The sequence below is a fragment of the Bradyrhizobium sp. LA6.8 genome (genome assembly GCF_040547935.1).
Classification (GTDB): Bacteria; Pseudomonadota; Alphaproteobacteria; order Rhizobiales; family Xanthobacteraceae; genus Bradyrhizobium; species Bradyrhizobium barranii.
On sequence record NZ_JBEPQQ010000002.1, the window covers coordinates 742,033 to 757,248 of the forward strand.

General features: G+C 64.0%; 14 protein-coding genes and 1 tRNA gene. 4 read left to right on the forward strand and 11 right to left on the reverse strand.

Annotated features, from left to right (window positions below; genetic code table 11):
* Nucleotides 1-76: 76 nt before the first annotated feature.
* Nucleotides 77-928: an MBL fold metallo-hydrolase gene (locus tag ABIA90_RS10565; protein ID WP_063980853.1), complete on the reverse strand. Its 852-nt coding sequence runs from the start codon at nucleotides 926-928 to the stop codon at nucleotides 77-79.
* A gap of 121 nt (nucleotides 929-1,049) precedes the next feature.
* Between ABIA90_RS10565 and ABIA90_RS10570 the strand changes: the two genes are divergently transcribed.
* Nucleotides 1,050-1,481, forward strand: a complete 432-nt coding sequence (locus ABIA90_RS10570) for a DUF3775 domain-containing protein (RefSeq protein ID WP_071916815.1) — start codon at nucleotides 1,050-1,052, stop codon at nucleotides 1,479-1,481.
* A gap of 4 nt (nucleotides 1,482-1,485) precedes the next feature.
* Here ABIA90_RS10570 and ABIA90_RS10575 read toward each other — a convergent pair whose 3' ends face one another.
* The 3 genes from ABIA90_RS10575 to ABIA90_RS10585 all read right to left on the reverse strand — a co-directional run bounded on the left by ABIA90_RS10575 (nucleotide 1,486) and on the right by ABIA90_RS10585 (nucleotide 3,951).
* The gene (locus ABIA90_RS10575) at nucleotides 1,486-2,475 is read right to left on the reverse strand and encodes an NADPH:quinone reductase (protein ID WP_354118768.1); all 990 of its coding nucleotides are present in this window, start codon (nucleotides 2,473-2,475) and stop codon (nucleotides 1,486-1,488) included.
* Nucleotides 2,472-3,254: an SDR family oxidoreductase gene (locus ABIA90_RS10580; protein WP_354118769.1), complete on the reverse strand. Its 783-nt coding sequence runs from the start codon at nucleotides 3,252-3,254 to the stop codon at nucleotides 2,472-2,474. The genes ABIA90_RS10575 and ABIA90_RS10580 overlap by 4 nt, the downstream gene beginning before the upstream one ends.
* A gap of 184 nt (nucleotides 3,255-3,438) precedes the next feature.
* Nucleotides 3,439-3,951: a CvpA family protein gene (locus ABIA90_RS10585; protein WP_247316222.1), complete on the reverse strand. Its 513-nt coding sequence runs from the start codon at nucleotides 3,949-3,951 to the stop codon at nucleotides 3,439-3,441.
* A gap of 138 nt (nucleotides 3,952-4,089) precedes the next feature.
* Between ABIA90_RS10585 and ABIA90_RS10590 the strand changes: the two genes are divergently transcribed.
* Complete coding sequence (locus ABIA90_RS10590; RefSeq protein WP_354118770.1) at nucleotides 4,090-4,851, forward strand: SDR family oxidoreductase; 762 nt, start codon at nucleotides 4,090-4,092, stop codon at nucleotides 4,849-4,851.
* Between the two features lie 167 nt (nucleotides 4,852-5,018).
* Here ABIA90_RS10590 and ABIA90_RS10595 read toward each other — a convergent pair whose 3' ends face one another.
* The 4 genes from ABIA90_RS10595 to ABIA90_RS10610 all read right to left on the reverse strand — a co-directional run bounded on the left by ABIA90_RS10595 (nucleotide 5,019) and on the right by ABIA90_RS10610 (nucleotide 10,339).
* Entirely contained in the window at nucleotides 5,019-6,107 is a 1,089-nt protein-coding gene (locus tag ABIA90_RS10595) for an FUSC family protein (RefSeq protein WP_354118771.1), read from the reverse strand.
* Entirely contained in the window at nucleotides 6,104-7,075 is a 972-nt protein-coding gene (locus tag ABIA90_RS10600; RefSeq protein ID WP_354118772.1) for an HlyD family secretion protein, read from the reverse strand. Before ABIA90_RS10600 ends, ABIA90_RS10595 begins: the two co-directional genes overlap by 4 nt.
* A gap of 105 nt (nucleotides 7,076-7,180) precedes the next feature.
* Entirely contained in the window at nucleotides 7,181-8,779 is a 1,599-nt protein-coding gene (locus ABIA90_RS10605; RefSeq protein WP_354118773.1) for a GMC family oxidoreductase, read from the reverse strand.
* 114 nt (nucleotides 8,780-8,893) lie between these two features.
* The gene (locus ABIA90_RS10610) at nucleotides 8,894-10,339 is read right to left on the reverse strand and encodes a coniferyl aldehyde dehydrogenase (protein ID WP_354118774.1); all 1,446 of its coding nucleotides are present in this window, start codon (nucleotides 10,337-10,339) and stop codon (nucleotides 8,894-8,896) included.
* 314 nt (nucleotides 10,340-10,653) lie between these two features.
* On the opposite strand from ABIA90_RS10610, the gene ABIA90_RS10615 reads away from it, so the two are divergent.
* Nucleotides 10,654-10,730: transfer RNA gene (locus tag ABIA90_RS10615), tRNA-Met, on the forward strand.
* A 200-nt stretch (nucleotides 10,731-10,930) separates the two neighbouring features.
* Here ABIA90_RS10615 and ABIA90_RS10620 read toward each other — a convergent pair.
* From ABIA90_RS10620 to ABIA90_RS10630, 3 genes are read right to left on the reverse strand one after another with little or no spacing between them, the layout of a single operon-like run.
* Nucleotides 10,931-12,493 (reverse strand): DHA2 family efflux MFS transporter permease subunit, encoded by a 1,563-nt coding sequence (locus ABIA90_RS10620; protein ID WP_354118775.1) that lies wholly within the window; start codon nucleotides 12,491-12,493, stop codon nucleotides 10,931-10,933.
* Nucleotides 12,486-13,004: an isoprenylcysteine carboxyl methyltransferase family protein gene (locus ABIA90_RS10625; protein ID WP_354118776.1), complete on the reverse strand. Its 519-nt coding sequence runs from the start codon at nucleotides 13,002-13,004 to the stop codon at nucleotides 12,486-12,488. Before ABIA90_RS10625 ends, ABIA90_RS10620 begins: the two co-directional genes overlap by 8 nt.
* On the reverse strand, nucleotides 13,001-14,050 hold the full coding sequence (locus ABIA90_RS10630; protein ID WP_354118777.1) for a type III polyketide synthase: 1,050 nt from the start codon (nucleotides 14,048-14,050) through the stop codon (nucleotides 13,001-13,003). Before ABIA90_RS10630 ends, ABIA90_RS10625 begins: the two co-directional genes overlap by 4 nt.
* Before the next feature lie 263 nt (nucleotides 14,051-14,313).
* Here ABIA90_RS10630 and ABIA90_RS10635 point away from each other — a divergent pair, with 263 nt between their 5' ends.
* Nucleotides 14,314-15,195: a PhzF family phenazine biosynthesis protein gene (locus ABIA90_RS10635; RefSeq protein ID WP_354118778.1), complete on the forward strand. Its 882-nt coding sequence runs from the start codon at nucleotides 14,314-14,316 to the stop codon at nucleotides 15,193-15,195.
* The last annotated feature ends 21 nt before the right edge of the window (nucleotides 15,196-15,216 follow it).

Genomic DNA, 15,216 nt, shown 5'->3' on the forward strand with positions numbered 1-15,216 from the left:
TTGATGGCCCGGTATGGTGGGCACGCGGAGCCTGTCATCGGGCGCGCATTCGCGCGACCCGGTGGCTTTGCCCACCCTACGATTGCAGCGCCACAAATTTAAACGCATCCCCGTCCCGCTTGATGTGGCCGGCCGAGAAATGGCCGCCGATCACCAGCGTCGGGGTATCGGCAAAGCGCGAGAACACCTTGTGCCGCGACGCGGCCGATTGGGCGGTATCGGTGTCGACGACCGAGCACCAGTCGAGATGCGCCATCTGGCAGGGGTGATGGGCGACGTCGCCGCTGAGCAACCCTTGTTCGCCGCCGGACTCGATCAGGACGCTCATGTGCCCGGGGCTGTGGCCGGGGGTCGGGATCACGCTGATCTCCTCGCAGAGCCGGTGATCGCTCGGGATCAACTCGGCCAGGCCCGCATCGACGACCGGCTTCACGGAATCGTTGAACACCGCGACCTTGTCCGGCTCGGCCGTATAGTCGCGCCAATATTCATACTCGGTCTTGCCGAACAGGTAGCGCGCCCTGGGGAAAGTCGGCACCCATTTGCCATCGACGAGCTTTGTATTCCAGCCGACATGGTCGACATGAAGATGCGTGCACAGCACGGTGTCGATGCTGTCAGGGGGAAAGCCCGCCGCCGTCATGGTCTCCAGAAACGGCGTGCTGCGGTTATTCCAGACCGGGACACCGCGGCCCTGCTTGTCGTTGCCAAGGCCAGTGTCGACCACGATGCGGCGCGTCGGCGTCTCCACCACCAGCGAGTGGATCGACATTTTCAGCCGGCCCTCCTCGGTGGCGAAATGCGGGATCAGCCAGGGCAGCTTCTGGATCTCGTCATTGGTCGCGGCCGGCAGGATGAAGCGGGTCGAGCCGACCGTCTCCATTTCCACGATCTTGGTGATTTTGACCTTGCCCACGGTCCACGGCATGCGGCGATCCCAATTTTCTTGCTTTCGCGAAAGATGCGGCCTTCCGCCGTCGAACGCAATGGATCATCTGTCGCGATGTTGCGTAATCGGGGGAACCCAGAAACAGCCAGAGAGAGCGACGATGCCAGAGCTTGCCATTTCCGCCGAGAAGGTCGCCTTCATCATCGAGAAGGCCCGCGAATTCGACGTCAAGGAGGCGGCGTCCGACCCTGACTCGGGCTCCAATCCCTCTGATGATGACGAGATCGACGTGCTCGAGGACACCAATTCCGACCCGGTCGCAGCCGAGCTCTCCGGTTTCATCCGCGCGCTGAACGAGGACGAGCAGCTCGATCTCGTCACGATGATGTGGCTCGGCCGCGGCGATGGCGAAGTGGAGGAATGGGACGATCTGCGTGCCCGCGCCGCCGAGGCGCGCGCTGAATACAAGAACCCGCGTCGCGAAACGGTGCAATATCTGCTGGGCGAGCCGATGCTGGGCGATCTGCTTGCCGACGGCATGGATGAGCTCGGCATCGACTGGACCGACGAGCGGACCACGCCGGTATCCTAAGTCGTCATCGCGCGCAATCCACGATCACGGTGCCGAGCTTGTCACCCTTCTCGACCGCGAGATGCGCCTGCGCAGTATCCGATAGCGCGAACTGCGCCGCGACGTTGTGAATGCGCGGCCCTGCCGCCAGCCATTTCGTGATATCGGCCTGGGCCTCCGCAAGCAGCGCGGGCGGTAGCGCGAACAAGACGAGCGAGCGGAGCGTAATGCACTTCTCCATGAGTTCGCGCATCGGCACCGTGGGTGTGCGGTTGCCGTTGGTGGCGTAGACGGCGATCGTCGAATTGAGCGCCATCAGCTTCAACGTCGTCGCGATGTTGCCGCCGAAATCGACATCGACCACGCGATCGACACCACGTCCGCCGGTGAACGCCATCGCCTTGGCAACGACGTCCTCGTCCCTGTAGTTGACCACGAGATCGGCGCCCGCGCGCCGGGCCTGCTCGCCCTTCATCGCCGAGCTGACGGTCGCGATCACCTGCGCGCCGCCCCATTTGGCGAGCTGCACGGCATAATGGCCAACCGCGCCGGCGCCGCCGGTGACAAGTACGGTCTTGCCGACGATCGGCCCATCCGCAAACAGGCTGCACCATGCGGTCATCGCGGGGATGCCGAGCGTTGCGCCTTCCGCAAAGGAAAGATGATCCGGCAGCGGCGTCACCAGCTGCTCGGCGAGCGCGATATATTCGGCCGCCGTGCCGAAGGCGCGGCCGTTGCGCTGGCCGTTGAACAGCCAGACCCGGTCGCCGACCCTGAAGCGCGTTACGCCGTCGCCGATCTGGTCGACGAAACCCGCGCCGTCGCTGTTCGGAATGACGCGCGAAAATTCCATCGCGCGATAGCTGCCGCCGCGCCGGCCGACATCGGCCGGATTGACGCCGGAGGCCTCCAGGCGAATGCGAACCTCGCCTGGACCCGCGACCGGCGTCGCCATCTCACCATAGGTGAGGACGTCGACGGCCGGTCCTGTTTGCTCGTACCAGACCGCTCTCACAGCGTTCCGGGGAAGGCGCCGCCGTCGAGCAAGATGTTCTGGCCCGTGATGAAGCCGGCCTTGGCGCCGCAGAGGAAGGCGCAGGCATAGCCGAACTCGTCGGGCTGGCCGAAGCGGCCGGCCGGGTTGAGTTTTGCTCGCTCGGCCAGGATCTGCTCTGGCGTCGTGCCGCGCTTGTCGGCCTCGGCCTTCGCGGTGCCGGTCAGGCGGTCGGTCTCGAACGGACCCGGCAACAGGCCGTTGATGGTGACGTTGTTGATCACGGTCTTGCGCGACAGGCCGGCGATGAAGCCGGTGAGGCCGGCGCGCGCGCCGTTGGAGAGTCCGAGGATGTCGATCGGCGCCTTCACCGCCGCCGAGGTGATGTTGACGATGCGGCCGAACTTGCGCGCCATCATGCCGTCGACGGTCGACTTGATCAGCTCGATGGGCGTGAGCATGTTGGCGTCGATCGCCTTGATCCAGTCGTCGCGGGTCCAGTTGCGGAAATCGCCGGGCGGCGGGCCGCCGGCATTGTTGATGAGGATATCCGGCTCGGGGCAGGCCTTCAGCACGGCCTCGCGGCCCGCAGGCGTCGTGATGTCACCGACGATCTCGGTGACCTTCACGCTCGGATAGGCCTTGCGGATGTCGTCGGCCGTCTTCTTCAGGGCTTCGGCGCCACGCGCGGTCAGCGTGACGTCAACGCCGGCTTCCGCCAGCGAGATGGCGCAGGCGCGGCCGAGGCCCTTGCTGGATGCGCAGACGATGGCGCGGCGACCTTTGATCCCAAGATCCACTGTTTCACTCCCGTAATGTCAGGCAGGTTTTAGACGGGCCGCACTCTAGCCAATCGTGGCGCCGCTGATAAGGGAGGGGGCCACGTCAAAATGCATGGCGCGGTCGCGCGGCGATGCAAATGTGCGGGCATGATCCGGAAAAGTGTGCAGCGGTTTTCCGAAAAGATCATGCCCAGACAATAAGCTAGATGCGCCGTTCCTGCTTGAGGCGGTCGATCGCGGCGGCGGCCTCCGGCGGCAATGTCTTGAAGCCCATCTTGCCGGCCGCCGAGAACAGCGGCCGCAGATGCGAACCGGCGAGGAACGGCGGCTGGCGGTTGGCCGGCACGATCTGGTCGAACACCAGCACCAGGGTGGTGGCGACGAGGCCGACCCTGACGGCGCCGAGTGCGGCGCCGGCGAGCCGGTCGCCGATCCCGGCTTCGCGTATCGTGTCGTTCAGCGCGAGGCGGCCGATATAACCAAGGAGCATGCCGACGACCACGAAGATGCCGAAGAACCAGATCCAGTTTTGCAGCAGCGGCGCGTTCGGATTGCTCGCGACCTGCGGCACGATCAGCGGCATCAGTCCGACGGCGATGGGAGCGGCCAGGAGATAGGCGAGGATGGTCATGGCGCTGCCGAGCAGGCCAGTCCTGAAACCGAAGCCGATCGCGACGACGAGTGCCGCATAGACCGCGAGATCGAAACTGTTCATGAGCGTCAGGCCTGCCTCGATGGAACGCTTGCGTCGATGGAACGAATGAACGCCGGACCGATCATTCCGGTTTCAGATCGTTAAAATCGTCTGTATTGGTGGCTCCAAAGCTCAGGGAAAACACTCAAGGCAAGCGTCATGTCAGACTTATTCGACGTCAGTCAAGAAACCATCCTAGTGACGGGCGCGAGCCAGGGGCTGGGGCGGCAATTTGCCCGGGTTCTGGCGGACCATGGCGCGGCCGTCGCGCTCGCCGCGCGGCAGACCGACAAGCTGAAGAGCCTGGAGGAGGAGATCCGCGGCAAGGGCGGCCGCGCTGCCGCGGTCGCGCTCGACGTCACTGACATGTCATCGATCGCCAAGGCCGTGGATGCCACGGAAGCCGCGCTCGGTCCGATCACGGTGCTGATCAACAATGCCGGCATCGCCATCGAGAAGCTCGCGACCGAGCAGACCGAGTCCGATTGGGACGCCGTGATCGGCGCCAATTTGAAAGGCGCTTATTTCCTCGCGACCGAAGTCGCGCGCCGTATGATCGCGCGCAAGCAGGAAGGCAACATCGTCAACATCGCTTCCGTGCTCGGCACCGGCGTGCTGAAGGCGGTGTCGCCCTATGCGATCTCCAAGGCCGGCATCCTCCAGGCGACCAGGGCGATGGCGCTGGAGCTCGCGGGCCAGAACATCCGCATCAACGCGCTGGCGCCCGGCTATATCGACACGGAAATGAATCACGCCTTCTGGTCCACCCCGCCGGGCGAACGCCTGACCAAGCGCATCCCGCAGCGCCGCGTCGGCGCCGAGTCCGATCTCGATGGCGCGATCCTGCTGCTGGCCTCGAAGGCGTCGCGGTACATGACGGGGAGTGTCATCACCGTCGATGGTGGTTTCCTGCTGAATTGAGCCCGACTTCGCCTCTCCCCGCAAGCGGGGAGAGGCCGGAGTTTGCGAGAGCAAATTCCGGGTGAGAGGGAGTCTCCGCGAGTCCAGCTATCACCGTTTTTGCCGAGATAGCCCTTCACCCCAACCCTCTCCCCGTAAGAACGGGGAGAGGGAGAAGAGCTACCGCATTATCTTGTTTCAGCGTTCCTAGCCGAGGGCGTCAGCAGGATAGCCACGATCTCGACGATCAGCAGCCCGCCGGTGATACCGGCAAGGCGCTCGATGCCGGGAATGATGCTGGACGGCGGCCCTGATCCCTGCACCATCGTCATGATGAAGACGACCGCGCCTTGTGTGCCGACATAGCCGATATCGCGCGCGCTCGCCTGGACATGCGCACCGACCCAGACCCCGATGGCAAGCGCGGCAAGCCAGGGCAGGAAGTTTTCGAACGAGGCGATCAGCACCGCGAGGCCGGCGAGGCCGCCGATCAGGCAGCCGAGGATGCGATGCGTGCCACGGGCCGCGATCTTCTCGCGATTCGCAGCATCGTCGTCGGATATTGCCGGCACGGCCATCACGGCCGCGACCGTGATTGCGGCCTGCGAGAAGCTCGGCAATTGCAGCCAGCTCCATGCCAGCGGCACCAGCATCACACCAAGGCCCGCGCGCATTGCGTGCTGGGTCGAGGCCCATTGCGCGCCGAGAAGGTCGGACCAGCCCGGCGCCCGCGGACGTGGCGGCGCATGATCCTCGCGCGGCGACAGCAGGTGCGAGACCAGAATGGCGGCGAGAGTGCCGATCGTCACCTCGGCAGTACGGTTGCAGGCGACTGACAGCGCCGAGGTCGGATCGTCGAGCGTTGCGAGCAGCACCATGTCGGCCGTGACGGCGCCGAGCAGCCAGGCATAGCCGTGGCGACTGACTTGCAGGCCGAGCACGCCGATGCTGCTTGCGATGAACAGTGCGAGGCTCAGTGCAACCTGGTCCTCGATCAGCCACGGGCTCAAGAGCAGGCCGGCAGCGGCACCGATCGCGGTGCCGACGATGCGCAGGGCGCCGCGACGCAAGGAAGAGGGCGCCGTCACCTGCGTCGAGACGAAGGCACTGATCGCCGCCCACCATGGTGCGTCCACCCGCAGCACAAGCGCCACGATCACGGCCAGCGTGACGGCCAGTGCAACGCGGCTGCAATGATGGCCGCGTGGACCGGCCAGATCGATCTCCAGCAACTCCCGCCGCAATGCAGAGATCGCTCTCGTCGCGGCCCCGCTCATGGCAGCACGACCACCCTAGCGTCGGCACCCATATAGAGTCTCAGGTCGGGTGGTGGATCGACCAGCGTCAGCGTCACCGGAAAGCGGCGCTTGAGGCGGATCCAGTCAGTGGTCGGCGCCACGTAGTTGAGGAGGCGATTGGGCACGGGTTCGCGGCTGATGCCACGAGCAACGCCGGTCACCTTGGCACGGCGTAGATGCCAGGGATTTGAGTCCAGCGACACCCAGGCCGTGCTGCCGACGGCAAAGCCGCGGATGTAGCTTTCCTTGAAGTTGGCGACGATGCGCCAGGCGCGGGCATCGACGATGCCGATCAGCGGCACATCGGCCTGTGCAGTGTCGCCCACGCGCAGGCTGAGCGACGTGACCGTGCCGCTGGTTGGTGCGACCAGCTTGGTGCGGGCGAGCTGCCATTCTGCGAGCGCCAGCGCCGAATTGGCGCGGGCGTGGCTCGCTTGATGCATGGATAGCGTGGCCTCCGTCGCCGCGACCGACTCCTTTGCGGCGTCGCGTGCCGCATTCGCGCGTCGCAGCGTATCGCTCGCCTGGTCGAGCGCGACGCGGGAGACATCCTGGGCCGAGGCGAGCGTCGTCAGGCGCTTTTCGTTTTCGCTCGCAAAATCCGCGGCCGAGCTCGCCGCCGCCAACGCGTCCCGTGCCGATGCGATCCGGTGCTGGTCGGAGGCGATCTGCGCGCGGGCCTCGGCAAGATCGGCACGCCGCTGATCCAGGGCCAACTGGAAAGGTACGGGATCGATGCTGGCAAGCAGGTCGCCCTCGGCCACATCCTGATTGTCGGCGACATGTACGGCAATGATGCGCCCAGTCACCTGAGGCGCGAGCGCGACCAGATCGGACTGAACATAGGCGTCGTCGGTGAAGGCGACGAACGACGATATCACCTCATAGGCAACGAAAAGCGCCAGCGCGATCGCTGCCGCAAGTCCGACCCGTCGTCCACGCGTCATGTCAGGCAAAACTCCGAGGCAGCGGCGGGCATCAACTTCTCCGGGCTAGATGAGCACTCTATCCTGGCCGGTTGCAGCTCGAAAAGTCCCGTTCGTGCCGCACCGCTAGTTTGTCCGCAGCTCCCCCCTGATCATATCCGCCGCCTTCTCCCCGATCATGATGGTCGGCGCGTTGGTGTTGCCACCGATCAGCGTCGGCATGATCGAGGCGTCGACGATGCGCAAGCCCTCGATGCCGTGCACCTTCAGCTTCGGATCGACCACCGACATCGCATCGGTGCCCATCTTGCAGGTGCCGACGGGGTGATAGACGGTGTCGACGCGATTGCGCAGGATGGCGCGGATGTCGTCGTCCGTTCTCACATCCGACGTGAACATGTCCTTCTTCTGCAACGCGCGCAGCGCGGGCGTCTCCATCAGCCGCCGCGTGGTCTTGAAGCCCGCGACCATCGACTCGAGATCTTCCGCCTCGCCTAGAAAGTTCGGATCGATCATGGGTGCAGCGAGCGGATCGGCGCTCTTCAGCCAGACGCTGCCGCGGCTCTTCGGTCTGAGCAGGCAGACATGGCACGAGAAGCCCGCCTCTTTGTGCTTCTTGCGGCCGTGGTCGTCGAGCATCGCGATGACGAAGTGCAGCTGGATGTCTGGCACCGCGAGGTCGGGCCTGGTCTTCAGGAAGCCGCCACACTCGGCGAAATTGGTGGTCATCAGGCCGCGTCGCTCCCGGCGATACCGCTGGATGGCGCGGAGCAGGGATGGCAACCGGCCGAGCGACGAATGAACGAAGTACGGATAGTCGGAGGCGTAGACGAACACGAAATCCGGATGGTCCTGCAGATTGCGCCCGACGCCCGGCAAGTGATGCATGACGCCAATGCCGTGTGCGCGAAGCGCATCGCCATCGCCGATGCCCGACAGCATCAATAGCTGCGGCGACTGGAAGGCGCCGCCGGCGAGGATCACCTCGCGGCGGGCGCGCAGCTGCTTGGTCTGCTTGCCCTGCATATATTCGATGCCGACCGCCCGCCCGCTATCGAACAGGATTTTCGTGGCCTGCGCCTGGGTCTCGACGTGCAGATTCGCGCGCTTGTCCATGTGGGGATGCAGATAGGCGCGTGCCGCGCTCCAGCGCTCGCCATGGTGCTGCGTCACCTGGTAGCTGCCGAGCCCTTCATGGTCCTCGGCGTTGAAGTCCTCGCGGATGCGGAACTGCGCTTCGCGCGCCGCCTGGTGGAAGACGTCATGGATCGGATTGTCCGAGCGCAGTCTGTTGACATGCAGCGGGCCGCCCTTGCCGTGATACTCGCCGTCGAAATCGGAATTGTTCTCCGAGCGCTTGAAATAGGGCAGCACGTCGGCGTACGACCAGCCGGCATTGCCGAGCGAGGCCCAGTGGTCGTAGTCCGATTTGTGGCCGCGGATGTAGACCATGGCGTTGATCGCCGAGGAGCCGCCGAGGCCTTTGCCGCGCGGTTGATAGCCGATGCGGCCGTTCAATCCCTTCTGCGGCACGGTATCGAAGGCCCAGTTGGCCGCGCTGTATGGCAAAGCGAGCCCGAATGGCGTGGTGATCCGCCAATTGTCGTTCCGTCCGCCGGCATCGAGCAGCGCCACGGATGTCGCCGCATCCTCCGACAGCCGCCCCGCCACCGCGCAGCCGCCGGAGCCTGCGCCCACGACGACGAAGTCGAATGTGTCAGTCACTGATATTTCCCCCCTCTGCATTTTCTTCTCGTCATTGCGAGCGAAGCGAAGCAATCCAGAATCCCGCCGCGGAGACAGTCTGGATTGCTTCGCTTCGCTCGCAATAACTGAAAGCTACGACATGAACCGCATCAACTTCTCCAGCCGCGCGATCTTGCCGCCATAGGGCGGGTAGAGGTCGGCGAGGCGGTTGAACTTGGAGCGATAAAACACCGGCTTCAGTTTGCTGAACGTGCGAAAGCCCCATTCGCCGTGATAGGCGCCGGTGCCGGATGCGCCGACGCCGCCCATCGGCTGGTTGGCTTGCGCGAAGTGGAACAGGCAGTCGTTGATGGTGACGCCGCCGGAGATCGTGCGCGACAGCACCTCGTCGCGGGCGGCGCGATCCTTGCCGAACCAGTAGAGCGCCAGCGGCCGGTCGCGGGCGTTGACGAAGGCGATCGCCTCCGCCGGATCGCGATAGCCCAGCACCGGCAGAACGGGGCCGAAAATCTCCTCCTGCATCACCGCCATCGCCTCGGTCGCGCCGACGATCAGTGTCGGCGGGAATTTGCGGTGTGCTTTCCAGTTCGGATCGTCCGCTTTCGCCGGTTGCAGGATTTTTGCGCCGCGCTGGGCGGCATCCGCGACGAGATTTTCCAGCCGCGCATAGTGCCGGTCGGAGATGACGGAGGTGTAGTCCTTGTTGGCGGGATCGGTGCCGAACATGCGCCGCATCTGCGCGCGTACTTTTTCGGCGAAGGCCTGCAACGAGCGCTCGGGCACCAGCACATAGTCCGGCGCGATGCAGGTCTGCCCGGCATTGAGCAGCTTTCCGTAGGCGATGCGCTCGGCCGCCTCCTCGAGATCGGCGGAGGCGTCGAGGATCGCCGGCGACTTGCCGCCAAGCTCGAGCGTCACGGGCGTGAGATTGCGCCCGGCGGCCTCCGCGACCAGCCGGCCGACCCGGGTCGAGCCGGTGAAGACGAGATGGTCGAAGGGGAGGTGTGCGAAGGCTTTTGCGATTTCGTCCTCGACGCCTGTCACCAATAGCTCGGTGGCATCGAATTTCGCGGCCACCGTCTCCTTCAGCAGCACTGAGAAGTGCGGCGAGAGTTCGCTCGGCTTGATCATGACACGGTTGCCGGCGGCGATGGCGCCGATCGCGGGCGCAAGCGTGAGCTGGAGCGGATAATTCCAGGGCGCGATGATGCCGACGACGCCGAGCGGCTGCGGGATCAGCCGGTTGCGCGCGGGCAGGAATTGCAGCGCGGTGGCCACGCGCTGCGGCGCCATCCAGCTCTTCAAATGCTTGGTCGCATGCCGGATCTCGGAGAACACCAGCATCGTCTCGGCGATGGTGGTCTCGACGGCCGAGCGGTGGCCGAAATCGGCCGAGATCGCCTGCCGGAAACGCTCCTCGTTGTCGGCGACAACAGTGCGCAGCCGCGCCAGCCGGTCGAGCCGCTCGGCCAGGTCGGGCGCCGGCTCGGCCCGCGCCCGCGCAACCATGGCGTGGAAGGCCTCGTTGAGGGCCCGAAGCGGGGCGCCCGCCGGGGACTTATCCAGAGGCTGGTCCATGGCGTTCCTCCCGAAAATGGCGTTTGCCCCCGGTTTTATTGCCCGCAAGCTGGGCCTTTGTGGAACTTCTGGCAAGAGCGCACCAAACGGGCCGGAAATCGGCCCAACTCACTGTCATAAAGTCGAAAAAAACGTCTCTGCGGCCCTTTCCAAAGGCAGCCCGGGTTGGTACATACGCCTCGCACCCGAGGGGCTTTGCCCCGGGGTTGCCTTCCAAGGAAGCCTTTGGGACGGACGAAGCAAGCCACGCGAACAGCGCCGGCCACTTCATCCACCGTCCCCGGCATCTTGGCCAAGGCAAAGCGACGGTTTAACGCGGGGTGGAGCAGCCCGGTAGCTCGTCAGGCTCATAACCTGAAGGTCATAGGTTCAAATCCTATCCCCGCAACCAAGTTCGGACTTTTACCGGTTCCGATACGAAAATGGCCCGCATCACGCGGGCCATTTTTGTTTTGGCGGGTCGGGCACCTACCGTCTCAGGTCACGACGAGTCCCTCGGTCAGTGCGGCCTTCCTCAGATAGGTAAGCGAACCACGCCGAACTTCGCTGGTTGGGCCGGGCGCCGCGGCAATTGCGATCTCTATTCACCACTCAATTGAGTGCGCCATCACCAGAATTCTCATCAGTGCCTTCCAGGGGACCGGCCGCGAACGGAATGAGCAACAGTCCGAGCAGCGCCACGCAAGCGAGGAGGGCCCAGGCTTCGTTGGCGCTGAGCGCGAACGCGGCCTTTTCGACCATGGGACGCAGATAGGCTTCAACCGTGGCATCGGAGACCTGCGGAGGGCGGTGGGTAAACAGCGTCAGGTCAAGCCCGATCGCCTGAGCCGCAGTCACATCGCCCGCAATCAGGCGCTCGCGCAAAGCGTCGGCATGCCCGCCGGTGCGTCCGTAAAGGATCGTATCGATCAGCGCGATGCCGATTGCGCCCCCGAGGTTTCGCATCAGGTTGAACAGGCCGCTTGCGTCGGGTACCCGTGATGCGGTCAGCGAACCCAACGCCAGCCGGGTCGGAGGCAGCAGGCAAAACATGATCGCAACGCCGCGCAAGACTTGCGGCCAGAACATTTCCTGGAAGTCGGCGACACGGCTCTCGAATGCACTGCAACCCAGCCCGATCGCGAACAGACCAAACCCCGCCGCCGACAACCAGCGGGGATCAAACCTGCTTTCCAGCAGGCCCGCAATCGGCGCGGTGGCAAGCTGCGCAACGCCGGTGACGAGCATGATCGTGCCGATTTCAAATGCGTCATGATGTCGAACATAGGCGAGGAAGACCGGCATGAGATAGACCGAGCCGAACAATCCAACTCCGAGGAAGAAGCTCAATGCGCAACCGATTGCAAACGAGCGCGATCTAAAGGTCGACAGTTCGACCACCGGATGCGCGGCCCTGAGTGTTCGGATGGCGAAGACGGTTGCCGCGGCAGCACTCAAGACGATCAGGATGGAGCAGAATGGAGAAAGCCACCCGCGTTGCGGGCCTTCCTTCAGACCGATCTCCAGGCATGCAAGCGAAACCGCAAGAAGTCCGAGAGACGGCACGTCGAGTGTAGCCAGATCAGAAAGCCGGGGTCGTTCGCGCGGCAGCAGCATTGGCGTGGCGAGTGCGGCGACCACCCCAGGAGCGACATTGATCAGAAACAGCCAATGCCAGGACCAGGTGTCGGTGATCCAGCCACCGACCACCGGCCCGACCGTGGGCGCCAGCACGGCCATAATGCCGGCCATGGTGGTGGCAACGGGATGCAAACGGATCGGAAACAGCAGAAAGACAGCGGAAAAAACCGCCGGAATCAGCACGCCGCCAGCGAACCCCTGAAGCACGCGGAAGCTGACAAGCATCGTAAAACTGCTGCTGAACGCGCAGCCGATGGAGGCAAGGGTAAAGAGGCTGATCGCAATAACGAACAGCCATCGCAGCGTCAGAACGCGCGTAAGCCACCCGGTCAGTGGAATGGCGATGATCTCGGCGATCAGATACGCGGTTTGAATCCAGCTCATCGCCTCTCGCGATATGGCGAGTGTACTCTGGATCGTGGGTAGCGAAGTGGCGACGACCTGAATGTCGAGGATCGCCATGAACATGCCGAGGCACATCAGGACGAAGCCAAGCCACGTAGCTGCACTCGGCTCGGTAACCCGTTCAGTCATTATGCGCCACGCACAATGTCTCACGGGATGCGGCGAGGGCGAGGTTTTCGGCCCGTATGCGGATCGCGAGAACCGCGGCGTTGAGGATGGTGAAGACGATGGCCAGCAGCGGCAGACCCAGAACCAAAGGGAGCACGGCGATCTCGCCCGCAACCACGGCATAGTTGGGATGCGACAGAAATCGATAGGGTCCCGCTGACACGAGCGGCTGTTCGGGCAGAACAATAATCCGCGTCGTCCATCGTGAGCCGAGCGTCCAGATGACCCAGAAGCGAAGGCACTGAAGGATAAGATAGCTGGCCAGGGCAACGACATTCACCGGTTGGTCGCGGCCGAACACCCACAGCGACAACAGCCAGGTGGCATGAACCGTGATGATCAACGGATAATGCCGGGGTGCCACCTCGACGGCGCCGCGGGCCAGGAGCTTTCGAGTGTTAGCGCGCGAAATGACGAGCTCGCCGACGCGCTGCAGCGTGATGGCGCCGAGAATGAGTTCAGCAAACGTCACGCAGTGTGCCGTAGCGAGACACAGCTCGCGGTGAAGCCGGGTCCGAGCGCCGTCAACAGTGAGCGCGCCGGCAGCCCCTTCGCGCGAGCCTGCTCAAGCACGAACAATACAGTGGGTGACGACATGTTACCAAAGTCGGCGATAATCTGTCGTTCATGGGAAAGCGTTCCTTGGTCGAGCGCGAGCGCGCCTTCCAATGCACAGATAACCTTCGCGCCGCCGGGATGGCAGATGAACCGGTCAATGTCTTCCACCGAAAGACGCATTCTGGAGAGAATTTCGGCCACGGCGGAGTTGAAATGCCTCGTGACGAAGTCAGGTATGGTGCGGCGAAAGATGACGCCGAATCCTTCCGGATCGACACTCCATCCCATGATGCCAAGCGTATCCGGCCAAAGGTGTTCGCCGGCAGCCTCGATCTGCGTCGCACCGCCATCGCCCGCGCGCAACACGATTGCAGCAGCACCGTCGCCAAACAGGCTGACGGCGACGATGTTGGCTTTGGTAAGTTCGTCCAGGCGAAGTGCGAGTGAGCAGAGCTCGATCGTGACCAGCAGCACGTTGGTGCCAGGGCGCGCTTGGGCGAGGCGCGACGCAATCGATAGACCAGAAACCCCGCCCGCACAGCCAAGACCAAACACCGGTACACGCATCGTATCGGACCGGAAGCCCATCCGGCGAGCAACGCGCGCCTCGAGACTTGGTGTCGCGATTCCCGTGGAAGAGACGGTCACGACAGTGTCGACATCGCCGCCAGCAAGTTGTGCGCTCGCCAGCGCCTTCTCGGCGACATCGACAAATAGCGCTTCAGCTCCCTCGAGAAAGGCCTCGGTGCGTTCGGGCCAGCCTCGTCGTTCGAGATACCAGTCGAACGGCTTGACGCCGTGACGCTTGACTATGCCGGTATTCGAGAAAATGCTTGAGAACCGTTCGAATTCGGGAAAGCGGGCGCCGAAGACATCCCATGCCGCCGTTAGCACGTCCTCTTGCAAAAACACGTGGGGAGGCACCGACGTCGCCAGGGAGACCAGCGCAGCCGGGGGCATCGGGGATCCTGGTGTTGCTGTCATCAGCATAAGAAACATCGGCGCGGTGCAAATATTTCGACGCTTGTAAGAAATGATCTAGCCGGACATGTCACTAAAACTTGAATAGCGTTACGACTTCCCGGGTTTGGATTCGACATGCAGAGGTTGTCACTTCCGCCCAGCGAGGCATTCGAGCGCCATCCGAATCTGACCATGGTCCATCAAACTGTTGCCAACGCGATCGTTGACACCGTCGCGCACTCCATGAAGTGAGCTGTCCAATGACCGAGATCGACCTTGTCAACGTGTTCACCCACATGGGGCGCGGTGGCAACCCTTGTCCAATCGTCGTCGACGCGTCGAACCTTCCTGCTGCGGGGATGCAGTCGGTGGCCCGGCGCTTCGGGCATGAGTCGGGCTTCGTCCTGCCGGCTCCCAGCGGCGACGCCGACTATGCCTTCCGGTTCTGGGTTCCGCGACACGAGATGGAGATGTGCGGTCACGCGACCATCGGCGCGCTCTGGGTCCTCGCGACCAAGGGGCGCTTGCCGGGCGAACAGGTCCGCATCGAGACACGCAGCGGATCGGTGACGGGCTATGTCGATCGTATGGACTCGGGCGAACCGTCCGTCGAGATCAGCCAGCCTGTCGGCAAGGTCGTCGATCTCTCGCGTGCCGAAGAGGAGGACGTTCTGTCGACGCTCAAGCTGTCGCGCCGCGATCTGCTTGATATGCCGGTGCAGAACGCCGTCACGTCGCGCGTGAAGACGCTCATCCCGATCAAGGGCGTCCGCGAGCTCAATGAGCTGGTGCCGGACCCGGCGCAGATCGAGGCGTGCTGCGGGCGGATCGGGTCCACCGGACTTTACCCCTACGCCATCGAACATCAGGGCGAACGGCGCTTCGAGGCGCGACAGTTTCCGAAGTCATCAGGCTACCCGGAAGATGCTGCCACCGGCATTGCCGCCGCGGCGCTCGCGTTCGGACTGCTCAAGAACGGCCTGGTCGAGCGCAACAGCGCGCGGATCACCATCATGCAGGGCCGGGCGATGGGGTCGTTGTCCGAGATTCGGGTGCGGCTCGGCTTCGCTGACAGCCGGCCCGTAGGTTGCCTGCTTGGAGGCTCCGTCACGCGCGCGGAGCAACATGTCTCGCAGCCCTAGCAGGTCGGCGCAGAGACGGCG

Bases quoted from the DNA above. Each gene is read 5' to 3' on its own strand.
- ABIA90_RS10565 (WP_063980853.1), bottom strand. From the start codon at position 928: ATGCCGTGGACCGTGGGCAAGGTCAAAATCACCAAGATCGTGGAAATG.
- ABIA90_RS10570 (WP_071916815.1), top strand. From the start codon at position 1,050: ATGCCAGAGCTTGCCATTTCCGCCGAGAAGGTCGCCTTCATCATCGAG.
- ABIA90_RS10585 (WP_247316222.1), bottom strand. From the start codon at position 3,951: ATGAACAGTTTCGATCTCGCGGTCTATGCGGCACTCGTCGTCGCGATC.
- ABIA90_RS10590 (WP_354118770.1), top strand. From the start codon at position 4,090: ATGTCAGACTTATTCGACGTCAGTCAAGAAACCATCCTAGTGACGGGC.
- ABIA90_RS10595 (WP_354118771.1), bottom strand. From the start codon at position 6,107: ATGAGCGGGGCCGCGACGAGAGCGATCTCTGCATTGCGGCGGGAGTTG.
- ABIA90_RS10600 (WP_354118772.1), bottom strand. From the start codon at position 7,075: ATGACGCGTGGACGACGGGTCGGACTTGCGGCAGCGATCGCGCTGGCG.
- ABIA90_RS10610 (WP_354118774.1), bottom strand. From the start codon at position 10,339: ATGGACCAGCCTCTGGATAAGTCCCCGGCGGGCGCCCCGCTTCGGGCC.
- ABIA90_RS10620 (WP_354118775.1), bottom strand. From the start codon at position 12,493: ATGACTGAACGGGTTACCGAGCCGAGTGCAGCTACGTGGCTTGGCTTC.
- ABIA90_RS10630 (WP_354118777.1), bottom strand. From the start codon at position 14,050: ATGCCCCCGGCTGCGCTGGTCTCCCTGGCGACGTCGGTGCCTCCCCAC.
- ABIA90_RS10635 (WP_354118778.1), top strand. From the start codon at position 14,314: ATGACCGAGATCGACCTTGTCAACGTGTTCACCCACATGGGGCGCGGT.